This window comes from Arthrobacter nitrophenolicus (assembly GCF_045833485.1).
Classification (GTDB): domain Bacteria; phylum Actinomycetota; class Actinomycetes; order Actinomycetales; family Micrococcaceae; genus Arthrobacter; species Arthrobacter nitrophenolicus.
In genome coordinates this window covers 2,726,742-2,742,728 of record NZ_CP174504.1, presented here as the reverse complement: position 1 = coordinate 2,742,728, position 15,987 = coordinate 2,726,742, and the positions used below count along the sequence as shown (strand labels likewise).

The 15,987-nt window shown below is 66.8% G+C and carries 16 protein-coding genes; 10 read left to right on the top strand and 6 right to left on the bottom strand.

All coding sequences use genetic code 11. From position 1 onward, the window contains the following. Positions 1–34: 34 nt before the first annotated feature. Together ACJJV6_RS12830 and ppgK are read left to right on the top strand one after the other, a co-directional pair. Entirely contained in the window at positions 35–1,948 is a 1,914-nt protein-coding gene (locus tag ACJJV6_RS12830) for a family 49 glycosyl hydrolase (RefSeq protein ID WP_407709064.1), read from the top strand. A gap of 100 nt (positions 1,949–2,048) precedes the next feature. Further along, on the top strand, positions 2,049–2,867 hold the full coding sequence (gene ppgK, locus ACJJV6_RS12825; protein WP_407709063.1) for a polyphosphate--glucose phosphotransferase: 819 nt from the start codon (positions 2,049–2,051) through the stop codon (positions 2,865–2,867). 2 nt (positions 2,868–2,869) lie between these two features. On the opposite strand, the gene ACJJV6_RS12820 is transcribed toward ppgK, so the two are convergent. From ACJJV6_RS12820 to ACJJV6_RS12795, 6 genes are all read right to left on the bottom strand, one after another. Further along, on the bottom strand, positions 2,870–3,433 hold the full coding sequence (locus tag ACJJV6_RS12820; RefSeq protein ID WP_407709062.1) for a dihydrofolate reductase family protein: 564 nt from the start codon (positions 3,431–3,433) through the stop codon (positions 2,870–2,872). 6 nt (positions 3,434–3,439) lie between these two features. After that, positions 3,440–3,784, bottom strand: coding sequence for an iron chaperone (locus ACJJV6_RS12815; RefSeq protein WP_407709061.1), 345 nt, complete (start codon positions 3,782–3,784; stop codon positions 3,440–3,442). Positions 3,785–3,788: 4 nt separating this feature from the next. Then, a complete protein-coding gene (locus tag ACJJV6_RS12810; RefSeq protein WP_407709060.1) occupies positions 3,789–4,262 on the bottom strand; it encodes an SRPBCC family protein in 474 nt (157 codons plus the stop codon). Positions 4,263–4,299: 37 nt separating this feature from the next. After that, positions 4,300–5,217 (bottom strand): 2-hydroxyacid dehydrogenase, encoded by a 918-nt coding sequence (locus ACJJV6_RS12805; RefSeq protein ID WP_407709059.1) that lies wholly within the window; start codon positions 5,215–5,217, stop codon positions 4,300–4,302. Further along, positions 5,214–5,996 (bottom strand): DeoR/GlpR family DNA-binding transcription regulator, encoded by a 783-nt coding sequence (locus tag ACJJV6_RS12800; protein WP_407709058.1) that lies wholly within the window; start codon positions 5,994–5,996, stop codon positions 5,214–5,216. The genes ACJJV6_RS12805 and ACJJV6_RS12800 overlap by 4 nt, the downstream gene beginning before the upstream one ends. Positions 5,997–6,067: 71 nt before the next feature. Further along, positions 6,068–7,210 (bottom strand): Gfo/Idh/MocA family protein, encoded by a 1,143-nt coding sequence (locus tag ACJJV6_RS12795; protein ID WP_407709057.1) that lies wholly within the window; start codon positions 7,208–7,210, stop codon positions 6,068–6,070. Between the two features lie 139 nt (positions 7,211–7,349). Here ACJJV6_RS12795 and ACJJV6_RS12790 point away from each other — a divergent pair, with 139 nt between their 5' ends. From ACJJV6_RS12790 to ACJJV6_RS12755, 8 genes are all read left to right on the top strand, one after another. Further along, positions 7,350–8,240 carry a carbohydrate kinase family protein gene (locus tag ACJJV6_RS12790; protein WP_407709056.1) on the top strand — a complete coding sequence of 297 codons (891 nt, stop codon included), beginning with the start codon at positions 7,350–7,352 and terminating at the stop codon, positions 8,238–8,240. Positions 8,241–8,281: 41 nt separating this feature from the next. Next, the gene (locus tag ACJJV6_RS12785; RefSeq protein WP_407709055.1) at positions 8,282–9,166 is read left to right on the top strand and encodes an aldolase; all 885 of its coding nucleotides are present in this window, start codon (positions 8,282–8,284) and stop codon (positions 9,164–9,166) included. Positions 9,167–9,263: 97 nt separating this feature from the next. After that, a complete protein-coding gene (locus tag ACJJV6_RS12780; RefSeq protein WP_407709054.1) occupies positions 9,264–10,550 on the top strand; it encodes an ABC transporter substrate-binding protein in 1,287 nt (428 codons plus the stop codon). Continuing rightward, entirely contained in the window at positions 10,547–11,509 is a 963-nt protein-coding gene (locus ACJJV6_RS12775) for a carbohydrate ABC transporter permease (protein WP_133351703.1), read from the top strand. The genes ACJJV6_RS12780 and ACJJV6_RS12775 overlap by 4 nt, the downstream gene beginning before the upstream one ends. Positions 11,510–11,513: 4 nt before the next feature. Further along, on the top strand, positions 11,514–12,329 hold the full coding sequence (locus ACJJV6_RS12770; RefSeq protein WP_354176350.1) for a carbohydrate ABC transporter permease: 816 nt from the start codon (positions 11,514–11,516) through the stop codon (positions 12,327–12,329). Between the two features lie 40 nt (positions 12,330–12,369). Beyond that, positions 12,370–13,809 (top strand): NAD-dependent succinate-semialdehyde dehydrogenase, encoded by a 1,440-nt coding sequence (locus ACJJV6_RS12765; RefSeq protein WP_407709053.1) that lies wholly within the window; start codon positions 12,370–12,372, stop codon positions 13,807–13,809. Between the two features lies 1 nt (position 13,810). After that, positions 13,811–14,554 (top strand): sulfite exporter TauE/SafE family protein, encoded by a 744-nt coding sequence (locus ACJJV6_RS12760; protein ID WP_009358902.1) that lies wholly within the window; start codon positions 13,811–13,813, stop codon positions 14,552–14,554. 52 nt (positions 14,555–14,606) lie between these two features. Further along, positions 14,607–15,866, top strand: a complete 1,260-nt coding sequence (locus ACJJV6_RS12755) for an AGE family epimerase/isomerase (RefSeq protein ID WP_407709052.1) — start codon at positions 14,607–14,609, stop codon at positions 15,864–15,866. Positions 15,867–15,987: the final 121 nt, after the last annotated feature.

Sequence of the window (15,987 nt, the reverse complement as noted above, 5' to 3'; positions counted from 1 at the left end):
CTTCTACCGGTCCCATCCAACGAGAGGAACCATCATGCCCGGAACAGGGCTCGGACGACTGGCATACTGCATTGCTGCGGCAGCCGCCGTCGTCATCACCAGCACGTCCACCGCGATGCCGGCTCAGGCACGCACCAATCCGGCCTCGCAGGCACCAGCAGCGCCATCCGCCGAGCGGCCAATCGAGACAGCGGACAACGGCAACCTGCACACCTGGTGGCATGACAACGGGGTCTTCAACACCGAAGGTCCCACCGGGGACAACGAGGTGCGCCAGTCTTCCATCTACGACGTCCAGGTAGCCTCGGCCAACCAACCGGAGAAGGCCTACGACGCGTTCACCTACATGAGCATCCCCCGCAGCGGAAAGGACAAGGTCGGCTATACCAAGGAAGACGGCGCCGAGTTCTCCTCCCAGGCCGGCCTGTCCATGAGCTGGTCCAGCTTCGAATATGCCAAGGACGTCTGGGTGGACGTCAATCTCAAGACCGGCCAGACCATCACGTCGGCCGACCAGGTCCAGATCCGGCCCAGCAGCTACAACTTCGAAAAGCAGCTCGTGGACGCGGACACCGTAAAGATCAAGGTGCCATACTCCGACGCCGGATACCGGTTCTCGGTGGAGTTCGAGCCGCAGCTGTACACGGCGTACAACGACATGAGCGGCGACAGCGGCAAGCTCACCACCGAAGCCGAGGGCAACCGCGCCATCCACACCGAGCCCCGCAACTCGATGATGATCTTCGCCGAGCCCAAGCTCCGGGGCGAGCAGAAGGAGCGGCTGATTCCCACGGAGGAGTCAGGCAGCATCCACTACCCGGCTGAAGGTGAGGTAACCAACCTCAACACCGTTACCGACGACATCATTTACTTCAAGCCCGGCACCTACAGCATGGGCTCGGACTACCATGCCGTCCTGCCGCCCAACGTCAAGTGGGTGTATCTGGCCCCAGGCGCCTATGTGAAGGGAGCCTTCCGGTTCTTGCACGACAACCAAAGCCAGTACAAAGTCACCGGCTATGGCGTCCTCTCCGGCGAGCAATACGTGTACGAGGCGGACACGAACAACAATTACAACCATCTCAGCGGGGCGTCCAACTGCCACTCATCGTGCGTGAAGATGCTGCAGTTCGCGTCAGCCGACGCCGAGCAGAAGCTGGACCTGCAGGGCGTCACCATCAATGAACCGCCCTACCACTCCTTTGTGGTCTACGGGAACGAGCAGACCTTCCACATGAACGTGGAGAACTACAAGCAGGTGGGCAGCTGGTACTGGCAAACGGACGGCATCGAGCTGTACAAGGGCAGCAGCATGAAGAACACGTTCTTCAACTCCAACGACGACGTACTGAAGATGTACCACAGCGACGTCACCATCGATAACACCGTGATCTGGAAAAACGAGAACGGACCCGTGGTCCAGTGGGGCTGGACGCCGCGGAACATCGACAACGTGAACGTCACCAACACCTCAGTCATCCACAACCGGATGTACTGGAAGGACGTCAAGTACAACACCTGCATCTTCAATTCCTCCTCTCACTGGGAGGACATGGGATCCACCACCAAGGCGGACCCCACCACCACGGTCAAGAACATGTCGTTCGAAAACTTCACGGTTGAGGGCATGGCCAACTGCGCCATCCGCGTCTACGCCCTGTCCAACACCGAGAACATCAACATCAAGAATCTCAAGATCGATAGCTGGAACGGACTCGACTGGACCTCCCAGGTCAGCCACCTCAAGCGCTACACCAACCCCGCCGGTGAAAAGGTCACCATCGGCAACGAGGTTCCTGCCGGCAACGGCCTTGCCCTGGAGAACTACTCGATAGGCGGCGAAGTAATCGAGAAATCTGCAGGCAACTGGGCCGACTACCAGCTGGGCCGGCTCGGCTTCGACGGCGAGAACTGGGACAGCTGGAACGCCTCTAAGTCCACGCCCTAACGGTCTGGTTCCAACAGCGTCTCGGGGGCGGTTAGCCGAACAAACGGCTGACCGCCCCCCCTTTGATCTCCGCTCAAGCCTCCCTACGGAAAGGACCACCATGACCTTCAAGCCCGGCACGGCCGGCCATCTCATTGGCATCGACGTAGGCGGAACCGGCATCAAAGGCGGCATTGTCAACGTCGCCTCCGGCACCCTTACTGGACCTTCAATCCGGATGGAGACACCCAGGCCCGCGACCCCCTCCGCTGTGGCCGCCGTGGTGTCCATCCTTGTTGCCGCACTCGAGGACATGCCTGGCTGTCCCCGCAGCAGCCAGCCGGTGGGAATCACCTTCCCCGGTATCATCCAGAACGGCATCGCCCGCTCGGCGGCCAACGTGGACAGCTCATGGATAGGAGTCGACGCGGCTGCAGTCTTTTCCGCCGTACTCCAGCGGGACGTCGTGGTGTTAAACGATGCCGATGCCGCAGGGCTTGCCGAAGCCACGTGCGGTGCGGGCCGGGGAATCCCGGGAACAGTGCTGGTCATCACCCTTGGGACGGGGATCGGCTCCGCCCTGGTGTTCGACGGCAAACTGGTGCCGAACGCGGAATTGGGCCACCTCGCCATTGACGGCTTCGCGGCGGAAATTGCTGCCTCGGCCGTGGCCCGCGAGCGCGACGGCATCACATGGGCGGAGTACAGCGTCAGGCTGCAGCGCTACTTCTCCCACCTGGAGTTCATCTTCTCCCCTGAACTGTTCGTGGTGGGCGGCGGGATATCGGCATGCGCAGACCAGTACCTCCCGTTGCTAAACCTGCGGAGTCCGATCGTGGCCGCCCGCTTGCAGAATGAGGCAGGAATTATTGGCGCCGCACTTGCAGCCGGGGAACCCGCACCGGCTCCGCTACTGCCGGCATCCCTGCTGCCTACGTAGCGTCAGCCGCGGTTCAGGTACCGCAGCAGGACCACCCCGTTGCCGAAACGGCGGCTTTCCACCAGGTCCAGGTCCGCGGTGAAGTCGGGCGACTGGAACACCCGCCGGCCCTGGCCCACCACCACCGGATTGACGTAGATCCGGAACTCGTCCACCAGGCCGTGGCGCATGAACGTTCCGGCAAGGTCGGCGCCGCTCATAATGAGGTCGCCGCCGGCTTCCGCCTTCAATGCCCGGATTTCCTCGGGAACGACGCCGGCAAACACCTTCGCGTTCGGGCCCGCCGTGGCGAGGGTGCGGGAGAACACGAACTTGGGCAGGCGGCGCCAGATGCCCGCGAACTCGTCCATGGCCGGGGTGCTGTCCGGATCCTGGTCCGCCGTCGGCCAGAATTCCTCCATCAGCTGGTACGTGACCCTGCCCTCGATGATCCCACCCATCGCACCAATCTCGTCATTGAAGTGCCGGTGCAGTTCCTCGTCCACCCGGTGCCAGCTGATGTCCCGGTCCGGGCCTTCGAAGAACCCGTCCACGGACACGGCGTTGGACAGGATGATCTTTCCCATGGGTCCCTACTTCCTGATTTCCGCCTGCCGCAGCCGGACGACGTCCTCCACCACGTCGTCCGGAAGGGGATGCTCTGCGGTGAAGCGGATGGTTCCCTTGGACAGCGAAAAGCCCGCCAGCTTGCCGGCCACTGCTTCCACCACCTCGGGCGAGAACGGAAATACCGAGAGGTGTTTCGCGGCGGCCACCACTCCCAGCAGGGGCTTTCCGTCCAGTTTGAGGGCGGGCATGCCGTAGCTCATGCCTTCGGTGGCCTCCGGCACCAGCTGCCGGGCAATGTCAATGACGTGCTGCAGGCACTCGCGGTCCGCTTCCGGCAGCTCCGCCATTGCATCGTCGATGACGCCCACGGCCCTAGCTCTTCTTCTTTGCGGCGACGGCGGCGGCCAGCGATGCCAGCCCGCGTTCGAAGTCGGACCCCACCATCTTGTCCATGTTGACGAAGAGGGCGAATAGCTTGGCCGGGAGTCCCTTGTTCTCCCCGGTCATCACCCAGCGGACCTCAGTGCCGCCCGGCGCTGGCGTGAACGTGAAGGTGGTGGGGTTCAGCGCCTTGAAGGGTTTGGTGAATTCCAGCCTGACGTTGATGCGGTTGGACGGCACCGACTCGACGATCTGCATGCTCCCGCTGCCGGCCTTGCGGTTGCCGCTCCACTCGTAGCCGGCGCCCACGCCCGAGTCCGGGCCGAAGTAGCGCCTGCTCATGCCGGGGTCCACGGTCTCCCAGGGGGACCAGGCGGTCCATTCATGGAAGTTGTTGACCAGCGGGAAGATTTCTTCGGGGGCTGCGGGTATGACGGCGCTGCGCCGGACTTCATATGAGGACATGGCCCCAGCTTAGGAGCCGGGGCCATGCCTGGATAGATCAGCGGAGAACTACGTTGACGGGTTCCTTGCCGTCCAGCAGCAGCCCGATCTGTTTCCTGATCAGCCGGACCATCCGGGGGAACATTGCCGAGCTGGCGCCGCCCACGTGCGGTGTGATCAGCACGCCGGGCGTGGTCCACAACGGGTGGCCGGCCGGCAACGGTTCGGGGTCCGTGACGTCCAGCGCCGCCCGCAGCCGCCCGGACGAGGTTTCCGCCAGCAGCGCGTCTGTATCGGCCACCGGGCCACGGGCCACGTTCACCAGCAGCGCGCCGTCCGGCATGGCCGCCAGGAACTTCGCGTCCACCAGCTGCGCGGTCTGCTCGCTCAACGGGACGCTGACCACCACGATCTCGTGCAGCGGCAGCTGCTCGTACAGCGAGTCGATGCCGTACACCGTTCCGCGGCCGTCCTCCCGGGCACGGCTTCCCATCCGGGTGACCTCGGCCTCGAACGGCAGCAGCCGGGCCTCGATGGCCTTGCCCACTCCCCCGTAGCCCACCAGCAGCACGCGCCGGTCCGCCAGGCTGGCGCGCTGGGTGTTGTCCCAGGTGCCGGACGCCTGGTTCCGCACGAAGTCCGGGATCCCGCGCTGGCTGGCGATCATCATGCCCACGGCGAGCTCCGCCGTCGACGTCTCATGGACGCCTGCCGCGTTGGCGAAAACGCAGCCGGCGGGCAGGACGTCCGCGACGCCGTCGTACCCGATGGACTGGCTTTGCACCAGCCCGACGTCCACGCCCTCCAGCGCGGCCAGCGCCGCCGGCTTGCCCATATAGCCGGGGACCAGCAGGTCCAGCCGGCCCTCCGGGGCAGGACCGGCCAGGTCCCAGAGGACAAAGTCGACGCCGTCCGTCGGCTCGAGAGCGTCCAGCAGCTTCTGGTCGGGCAGGCACACCCGGAGCCGCGCGGTCACGCGGCAACCATCAGCTTCACGCCTGCAGCGGTCAGCGCCGTTTCGATTTCCCGCGGCGGCGGCGCATCGGTCACCAGCACGTCCACCGCATCGAAACCCGCCAGCCGGGCCAGCGCGTACCGGAGCATCTTCTGGTGGGTAGCCACCACCACCACCTGTTCTGCCGAATTCATAAGGGCGATCTTAGTGGCGCGCTCCACGTCCCGTTCGATGTAGAACGCCTCGTCATGGATGCCGCTGACGCCGATGAACGCCGTCTTGGCACGCAGCCCGGCGGCGGCCGTGACCGTCATGGGGCCGTTGAACGCCTGGCTGTCCAGCAGCAGCTCCCCGCCAAGGCAGATGGTCCGGGCGGAGGTGAGCTGCAGGCAGCGCTGGATGGCAGGTGCCGAGTGGGTGATGATGGTGCCGGTGAAGGACGCGGGCAGCTCGTGGGCAATCTGGTACGTGGTGGTGCCGGCGTCCAGGATGATGGCGTCACGCTCACCGATCATGGACAGGCACGCCCGGGCCACCCGCAGCTTGGCGTCGGCATCCTCCCGGACCCGGGCGGCGAAGTCCGCGTTCTGCCCGTGCCCCTGCACGGCGCTGACACCACCGTGGACCACCCGGACCAGCCCCAGCTTGGACAGCACCCGGGTGTCCCGGCGCACCGTCATGTCCGAGACGGCGAACCTCTCTGCCAGGTCAGTGGTGGAAATGAACCCCCGCCGGCCGAGCTCGTCCAAGATGCTGCGCTGACGGGACGTCAGCGGCGCCTCTTCGCGTGCGATGCTCATGGCCCCTTCTTTCCTGCCTAGATCCCGGACACCTGCCCGGCCCGGTGTTGCACTTCCAACACCAAACCTACTTAATGACCTACCCCGGCACCGGCATTCGTAAGCTCAACGGGGCGGCCTTCCACGATGGAGCGCTCGGCCGCCAGGCCCATCCGGACCGACTGCAGGCCGTCGGCAACCGTGACTTCCACCGGGCCTTCGCCCAGGATGGCCTTCCGGAACCCCAGGTGCTCGTAGTAGGTGGAGCCGTGGTGTGCGCCGGCGGCCAGGACGGCCTCGTCCACCGGAACCTCGTGCTTTTCCGGGCCCAGCGGCGAGCGCGGGCTGAATTCCACGGTGGCTTCGGCTTCGTCACCGGGGATCCAGTGGCTCCCGGCCACCGGGATCAGGGTCTCGATCTTTGCAGCGTCACCCACGATGGAGATGCGCTCCTGGAACTTGGACCCTTCGGCGAACATGGACAGTTCCAGCATGGCCCGCTTGCCGCCCTTGAAATCGACGATCACGTAGGCGTTGTCCACCATGTCCGAGACCCGGCCGTCGTACACCTCGTCCATGTGGTTCACGTCGTGCCCGCCGCTGGCGTAGACGCGGGTGGGTTCGTCCTGCAGGATCAGGCGCATCAGGTCGAAGAAGTGGCAGCACTTTTCCACCAGGGTGCCGCCGGTCCGCTCGGCGAAGCGGTTCCAGGCGTCCACCTTGTGCAGGAACGGGAAGCGGTGCTCCACGATGGACAGCATGTAGATGTTGCCGAGCTTGCCGTTGTGCGCGGCCTGGATGACCTCCTGCACCGGCGGCATGTAGCGGTATTCCATCGCCACCCACACAGGTGCGGTGTAGTCGGCAGCCAGCTGTTCGAGTTCGTCCGCCTGGGCGGCGCTGGTGCACACGGGCTTTTCCACCAGGACGGGCAGGTTGGTCCCGCTGGCGAAGATGTCCTTGAGGATGCCCAGGTGGGTGTCATTGGGGCTGGCGATCACCAGCGCATCCACGAGGCCCGAGGCAAGCAGGTCCTGGTGGGAGGCGAAGGTCTGCACCTCATAGCCGATCTCCTTCGCGGTCTCTTCCAGGGAGGACGGCGTGGGGTCGGAGACTGCGGTGATCCGGCTTCCCGGGATCAGTGCGAGGTTCCGGACATGTTCGCGGGCCATGTGGCCGGCCCCGATGAGGCCATAACGGATGGTCCGGACCGTTTCCGCAGAAGGCAATGACATGAGCTGCTCCGTTTCTCTACGTTGAGTGGGCGGGACCGCGGCGTTGCATCCCAAACAGAACTATACAGAAAGTGTTGTTATTCCAACATAGCGTGTGTATATTTCTTCAGTACCAGCCGGAACTACAACGAGGTGGAACGTGCCCCAACCGTCAACTGGAACCCTGCTCTTCGTAGGCTGCGCCACCCTGGACTCCATCGCCCTGGTGCAGGACTACCCCGCGGCGGACAGCCGTACGGTCGCATCCGACTTCGCGACGGCGGGCGGCGGCCCGGCGGCAACGGCCGCCGTTGCGGCGGCGCGGGCCGGAGCCCGGACCGCCTTCGCGGGGGTCCTGGGCACCGACGAGGAAGGCGACCGGATCGTGGCCGGCCTCGAGGCCGAGGGCGTGGACACCTCCGCCGTCATCCGCGACGCCGGCGTCAAGACCGGCGCCAGCGTGATCGTGGTCAGCCGGGCCACCGAGAGCCGCGCCATCGTCACCCGGCCTGTCCCGCCCGTCAGTTTCCCCGCCGGCAGCCGCTTCGCCGAACTGCTGGCGTCCGCAGCCTGGGTCCACGTGGACCACCTGGGCTGGAACGCCGTGGCCGGCGCTGGCGCGGACGGCCTGAAGATCAGCGTGGACGCCGGAAACCCCATCCCGTCCTTCAGCCCGCGGGGCGTGGCACTGTACGTCCCCACCATCGAAAGGCTCCGCGCCGAGTACGGCGAGGACCTCTCCCCCGGGGACCTCCTGGGGAAGGCTGTGGACGACGGCGCCTCCGCCGTCGTCGCCACCGCCGGCTCCGAGGGCGCCTGGGTCCTGGAACGCGGCGGCGAGTCGGTCCACGTTCCCGCCACACCGGCCACCATCGTGTCAACCCTGGGCGCCGGCGACGTGTACCACGGCGCCCTCCTCGCCGCCGTCGCGGCGGGCCTGCCCCTGGTGGACGCCGCCGCTTTCGCCGGGCGTACCGCCGCCGCATCCTGCGCGGGGCTGGACGGCCGTTCCATGATCCCCCGCCAGACCATCAGTCCTGTCCCTGCCTGACCATCGTTCCCACCACAACGCCTAGCTGAAAGAAGCAGCCCATGAGCCCCACAGACCTTTCCCCGCTGCAACGCCCGTCCGGCGCGTTCGCCATGCTCGCCGTGGACCAGCGCGAAGCCATGCGCAACATGTTCGCCGAGCACACGGACCAGCCCGTCACGGACGAGGACCTGCGGAACTTCAAGCTCGAAGCCGCCCGAATCCTCACCCCCTACGCCTCCGGCATCCTGATCGACCGGCAGTTCGCCCTGGACCAGGCCATCGAGGCCGGCGTGGTGGACCCCAACTGCGGCCTCATCGCCTCCGCCGACCACTTCGAATCCGCACACGACGAACTCGTGGGTGAGGTGACCATCGACCGGCTGGTGGATCCGCAGAAGTACGCGGCCCTGGGCGTGAAGGCGCTGAAGCTGCTGGTGCTGTACCGTCCGGACGAGCCCGCCGAAGGCCGGGTGGAGATGGTGCGCGAGTTTGTGGAGCGGTGCAAGTCCGCCGGGCTGATCAGCATCATCGAACCGGTCTCCCGCAAGCCCCTGGCCGGCGGTGACTTCGACTGGAACGCCGGCATCCTGGCCGCCGCCAAGGAACTGGGCAGCCTGGGCGCCGACCTGTACAAGGCCGAGGTCCCCTACAAGGGCCAGGCCTCCGAAGCCGAGGTCCGCGCCGCCTGCGCCGAGCTCACCAAAGCCATCGACGGCCCCTGGGTGGTCCTGTCCTCCGGGGTCCCCGAGGACGTGTTCCCGGACGCCGTGCGGTGGGCCTGCCTGGAAGGCGCCAGCGGCTTCCTCTCCGGACGCGCTGTCTGGGCGTCCTGCATCGGCGCCCCCGACGTCGTCGAGTCCCTGTCCACCGACGCCGTCCGCCGGCTGCAGCGCCTCTGCGCGGTGGTTGACGACGTCGTCTCCAGCCAGCGGACGAATGCATGAGCCCAGCCTTCAACCTCCCGGGGATTCCCGTCACCGCCCGGTGACCCCCCATCCAGCCAGCAAATAAGGCACAGCAACACTCAACGAGGAGATTATTGTGAGTCAGATTTCACGCAGGCAGGCCATGGCCGTCCTTGGAGCCCTGGGATTCGGCGCCACCGCGGCAGCGTGCGCCGGACCCGGCGGCTCCACCACCCCCGGCGGTGCCACCGGCCCGGCTGCCCCGGCCACCGGCGACATCACGGGCAAAGTGTCCTTCGCCCACTGGCGCGGCGAGGACAAGGCAGTGTTCGACGAACTGATCAAGCGGTTCGCGGCGATGCACGACGGCGTGGAGGTGGCCCAGGACATTTCCACCTCCAACGACTACAACGCCCAGGCGCTGCAGAAGCTGCGCGGCGGCTCTATCGGCGACGCGTTCGCCACCTTCCGCGGCGCACAGTTCAAGAACTTCACCGAAGCCGGCATCTACACCGACCTCAAGGGCAGCAAGGCCGTCTCCAACTACGAGGACAGCCTGCTCTCCGCAGGCAAGTCGGGCGATAACGTGCTCGGCCTGCCCTACCAGGTGGTGTTCCCGATGCCCATGGCCAACGTGGACCTGTTCGACAAGGCCGGCGCCGACCTCGCCCCCAAGGACTGGGACTCCTTCCTGGCCATGTGCGAGAAGCTGGCGTCCTCCGGCGTCGTACCCATCTCCTGGCCGGGCGGCGACGTGGGCAACGGCGGGCAGCTGTTCAACTGCATGGTCGCCAACAACGCGCCTGTGGACGACGCCTGCGCCCAGATCGAACAGGGCAAGCTCAAAGCCACCGACGACTGGTTCATCAAGATGCTCAACCAGTACAAGGACCTGGTTCCGTTCCTGCAGCCCAACGCCACCGGCACCGCCGTGGAGCCGGCGCAGAACCTGTTCTCGCAGGGCAAGGCCGCCATGCTGGCCACCGGTTCCTACCACATCGCCGCGGTCCGCGGCCTGGGCGCCCAGTTCCCCATCGAGCTGGTGTTCCCCAACACCTCGGACGGCAACGCCAAGTACGAAGGCGTCTACAACGCCACCTTCATCCTGGGCGTCAACTCCGCGAGCAAGAACCAGGCCGCCGCGGCGGCGTGGATCGACTTCCTGTCGGAGCCGGAGAACGCCGCCTACTACGCCAACGAGACGGCGCAGCACGTGTCCGTGAAGGACGTGGAGTACACCAACCCGGACCTCAAGCGCCTGAGCCCGTGGCTGGAGAAGAAGACCGCCCTGGCCGCCCGGTTCCAGTTCCTGAACCTGGATGTCCGCAACGCGGTGGAGGCCAGCGCCACGGCCGTCATCTCCGGCACCAGCCCGGAGCAGGCAGCCGAAGCCGCCCAGAAGATTGTTGACGAGCGGCTATGAGCACCCCCACCGGAACGGCGGCCAAGCGGAAGACGCCGCACCGCCATACCGGCGCCGACGAGGCCAAGGTGCGCCGCCGCTCCCCCACCCGGGTGAATCCGGCGCTGTACCTCTTCCCGCTGCCCGCCGTCGCCGTCATTGCCTTCTTCCTGGTGATGCCCACGCTGCAGGCCTTCCAGTACGCCATCACGGACTGGAACGGCTTCTCCGCGGCCTTCAACTACGTGGGGCTGGACAACTTCGTCCGGGCGTTCACCAGCGACTCGCTGTTCATCAACGCAATGACCAACAACCTGAAGTTCATGTTGCTAGTGGTCATCGCGCAGACGGCGTTCTCGCTGATCCTCGCCCTGCTCCTGACGAAGAACTCCCGCGGCAGCATCCTGCTCCGCGCCCTGTTCTTCTTCCCCACCATCCTGTCCTCCGTGTCCGTGGCCTTCATCTGGAAGTTCATCTACGACCCCAACTTCGGCCTGGCCAACTCGGTCCTGGGCTCAGTGGGCCTGGAGGCCCTGCAGGGCTCCTACCTGGGCAACAACGCCCAGGCCCTGTACTGGGTGGCCGTCACCCAGGTGTGGTTCCACGCCGGGCAGATGATGGTGGTGTACATCGCCGGCCTGCAGTCCATCCCGCGTGAACTCTACGAGGCCGCCGAAATGGACGGCGCCGGCCGGTGGCAGCAGTTCAAGTCCATCACCTGGCCGTTCGTGGCCCCGGCAACGGCCATCGTGGTGGCCTACACCACGGTCCAGTCGTTCAAGGCCTTCGACCTGATCCTGGGCATCGCGGGCAACCCGCCCAAACAGTCCCTGGACATCCTCTCCACGCGTATCTACAGCACCTTTGCCAACTCGGAGTTCGGCTACGCCGCGGCCCAGTCGATCATCTTCATGGCGATGATCGCCCTGGTCACCTGGCTCCAGCGCCGGCTGCTCCGGCTGACCCCGAAGGGGGAATGACAGCATGCTCGCCTCAATCAGCCGCCGTGCCATCCTGGGCATCTACGCCATCATCATCATCGTTCCACTGACGGTGGTCGGCTTCGGCAGCTTCAAGTCCACCCAGGAACTGTTCGCCGGACCCTTCAGCCTGCCGCAGTCCCTGTCCCCCGCCAACTACGCAGAGGTCATCGGCGGCCAGGACCTCGGCACGTCGTTCTGGAACAGCGTCATCGTCACCGCCATCTCCGTGCCGCTCACCCTGTTCCTGGCCAGCCTGGCCGGCTACGCGGTGTCCCGCCTGAAGGGGTTCGTGTCCTGGGCCATCTTCGGATTCCTGGTCCTCGGCATGGCCATCCCGGCGCAGGCCAACATGGTGCCCCTCTATGTGCTGTTCGGCCGGCTGGGCCTGCTGGACAACCTGGCGGGCCTGGTCCTGGCCAACGTGGTGTCCACCCTGCCCATCGCCGTCTTCATCCTGGGCGGGTTCATGAGGACCCTGCCCAAGGAGCTCTATGAAGCATCCTCGATTGACGGGAGCGGGCCCTGGAAGACCTACGCCTCCATCGCCCTGCCGCTGTCCGCACCGTCCATCGCCGCCGCCGCGATCTTCCTGTTCGTCATCCACTGGAACGAGCTGCTCTACCCTCTGCTGTTTATCCAGTCCCCGGGCAACCGCACCCTGCCGCTGGCACTGCTGAGCTTCCAGGGCGAGTTCCAGACCGACTACCCGCTGCTCTTCGCCGGCGTCATCCTGGCCTCCCTGCCCGTGGTGGTGGCGTACGTCTTCCTGCAGCGGTACTTCGTTGCAGGTATCACCGCCGGCGCCAGCAAGGGCTGAGCACCCCGGCCCCCTGCCCGCCCAACGAAAGGCACCATCCGTGAATTTGAAATCAGCCGGCCACCTGGTGAACGGCACCTGGCACTCCGCCGGCAGCACCAAGGACGTGACGGACCCCGGCAACGGCAGCACCGTGGGCGAGGTGGCCTGGGGCACCGGCGAGGACGCAACCCGGGCCGCGGACGCCGCGGCGCAGGCATTCGGGTCCTGGTCCCGCACCACGGCCCGGACCCGGGCCGACCTGCTGCGCAACGCCGCAGACCTGCTGGCCGAACGCCGCGACGAACTCGCGCACACCCTGGCGCTGGAGGCAGGCAAACGGCTCCCCGAAGCCCAGGGCGAAGTGGACTTCTCCGTGGAATACTTCCGCTGGTTCGCCGAGGAAGTCCGCCGCGCCACGGGCACCATCAGCCCGCCCGAATTGCAGGGCCGCCGCCACCTCAGCAGCCGCAAGCCCATCGGCGTGGCCCTCAGCCTCACGCCGTGGAACTTCCCGGTGTCCATCCAGGCCCGCAAGCTCGCCGCCATGCTCGCCGCCGGCTGCACCGTGGTGGGCCGGGTGTCCGAGAAGGCGCCGCTTGCCGCCACCGGCCTGTTCGAGGTCCTGCACGACGCCGGGTTCCCGGCCGGCGTGGTCAACCTGGTCCACGGTCCCTCCCGCCAGATCACCGCCACCCTGCTGTCCCACCCCGCCGTGCGGGCCGTCAGCTTCACCGGTTCCACCGGCGTGGGCCGGCAAATCATGGCCTCCGCCGCCGAACGCGTGGTCCGGCCGCTGCTGGAACTGGGCGGCAATGCCCCGTTCATCGTCTTCGAGGACGCGGACCTGGACGCCGCCGTCGAGGGTGCAGTGCTGGGCCGGCTCCGCAACACCGGCCAGTCCTGCGTCGCGGCCAACCGCTTCCTGGTCCAGGACAGCATCGCCGACGAGTTCGCCGCAAAGCTGGGTGCGCGCTTTGATGCCATGAGCATCGGGCACGGCGTTCCCGACGGCGGCGCACCGGTCCCGGACCTGGGCCCCGTCATCGACGCGGACCGGGTGTCCGCCGTGCAGGCGCTGGTGGACGACGCCCTGAACCGCGGCGCGCGCCGCGTCACGCAGCGGACCGACGTGCCCGGCACGGGGTCCTTCCTGGCGCCCACGCTGCTGGCGGATGTTCCCGACGACGCCCCGCTGGTTGGCGAGGAAGTGTTCGGCCCGGCTGCCGGCGTCGTCACCTTCGCCACGGAGGACGAGGCAATCCGGAAGGCCAACGCCACCGAAATGGGCCTCGCCGCCTACGTGTGGAGCGGCAGCCCGAAGCGCGGCTGGGAAATCCCGGAACGGCTCGAGGCCGGCATCGTGGGCGTCAACGACCCCCTGCCGTCCGTGGCGTTCGCGCCCATGGGCGGCGCCAAGCAGTCCGGCCTGGGCCGGGAAGGATCAAGCCTGGGCCTGGAGGAATTCGAGGAGGTCCAGTACGTGGCCTGGAGGCCGTAAGGTGCTGACGACCGGGCTGGTGCTGGGCGCCGTGGTGGTGGGGGCCGGGATGCAGCGGATCACCGGCATGGGCTTTGCCCTGGTGGCCGCCCCGTTCCTGGTCCTGCTGCTGGGCCCGGTGGAAGGGGTGGTGCTGGTCAACGTGTGCGGGGCCGTGACGGCCGGCGCCATCATCTTCCGTGTGGTCCGGGACGTCGACTGGCACCGGTACCTGTGGCTGGCGGCCTCGGCCCTGCTCGGCATCATCCCGGCGGCGTTCCTGATCCGGCTCATCCCGGCAGCGGTCCTGGAGATCTCCATCGGGGTGATCCTCGCCGTCGGGCTGACCGTCCTGCTGGTCCTCAAGTCCGCCACCCTTCCGCCGCGGCGGCGCTACCTGCTCACCGCCGGCGGCCTGAGCGGCTTCATGAACACGGCCGCCGGCGTGGGCGGCCCGGCGGTCAGCATGTACTCCATCGCCACCCGGTGGCAGCACAAGTCCTTCGCTGCCACCATGCAGCCCTACTTCTTCACCATCGGCGCGCTGTCCCTGATCTCCAAGGCGGTCACCGCCCCGGCCACCTTCCCCGTCCTGCCCTGGGGCATGTGGGTGGCCGTCGCCGCCGCCTGCCTGGCCGGGCTGGTCCTGGGCGACGTGGCCGCAAAGTTCGTCCCCGCCCGCGCAGCGCAGATCCTGCTGATCATCCTGGCCTACCTGGGCGCGGCCGCCACCATCATCCGCGGCGTGCTCGACGCCATCGGGTAGCCCCTCCCACCGACACAACCACTTCGCACCTGCACCAGAGAGAGGAAACAACATGACGTGGCTGAACAGCGCCGCTCACGCACGATGGCTCGAGGCCGAGACGGACCGGCTGATCAATTTCGCTGCGGCATCCAAGGTGCCCACGGGATTCGGCTGGCTCGACAACTACGGCAAGGTGTTCGCCGACAAGCCGACCCATCTCTGGATTACCGCTCGGATGGTCCACAGTTTTTCCGTCGCCGCCCTGCTGGGACGGCCCGGTGCCGGGACCCTCGTGGACCACGGCATCGCGGCGCTCAACGGCGTCTTCCATGATGACGAGTTCGGCGGCTGGTATGCCGAGGTCAACGACAACGGACCGGTGAACGACACCAAGTCCGGCTACCAGCACTCCTTCGTGCTCCTCGCCGCCGCCAGCGCCGTTGCCGCAGGGCGCCCCGGCGCGCAGGAACTGCTGGATAAGGCGCTGCATATCGCCGACACGAAGTTCTGGGACCACGAGGCCAACATGTGCTTCGACTCCTGGAACCGGGACTTCACCGAAACCGAGGCGTACCGCGGCGGGAACGCGAGCATGCATTCGGTGGAGGCGTACCTGATCGTCGCCGACGTGACCGGGGAGAACCGCTGGCTGGAACGGGCCCTGCACATCGCCGAGGTGCTCATCCACCAGTTCGCACGCAACAACAACTACCGGGTGTTCGAGCACTTCGACCCGGAGTGGAACCCGATGCCGGAGTACAACACCGATGACCGGGCCAGCCAGTTCCGTGCGTACGGCGGCACCCCCGGCCACTGGGTTGAGTGGGCGCGGCTGCTCCTCCACCTCCGTGCCGGGCTCGAAGCCCGCGGACTGGCGGTCCCGGACTGGCTGCTGGAAGACGCCCGCGGCCTGTTCGACGCCGCCATCCGTGACGCCTGGCAGCCGGACGGGAACCCCGGCTTCGTCTACACGGTGGACTGGGAAGGCAAGCCGGTGGTCACCACCCGCATCCGCTGGGTGCCCGCCGAGGCAATCGGCGGAGCGGCAGCCCTCTACATCGCCACGGGTGAACAGCAGTATGCGGACTGGTACGAGCTGATCTGGGACCACGCCCGCGACTGGTTCATCGACTACGAGCACGGATCCTGGAAGCAGGAACTGGACGAGAAGGGCAACGTCACCTCCACCGTCTGGTCCGGAAAGGCGGACATCTACCACCTCTGGCACTGCCTGGTGGTCCCGCGCCTTCCGCTGGCGCCCGGGCTCGCCCCGGCCGTGGCGGCAGGCCTGCTGGACGCCCGGATCAGTGCACCGGGGGCGGGCAGGTAACGGGCTGGCAGGCACAGCCGGGACATAGCCGGAAAGGCGCGTGAAGGGGCCGTTGTCATGTACGTGACAACGGCCCCGATCCTGTAAATTTAAGGGAGGAATTTGTCCGGCCGATAACGCC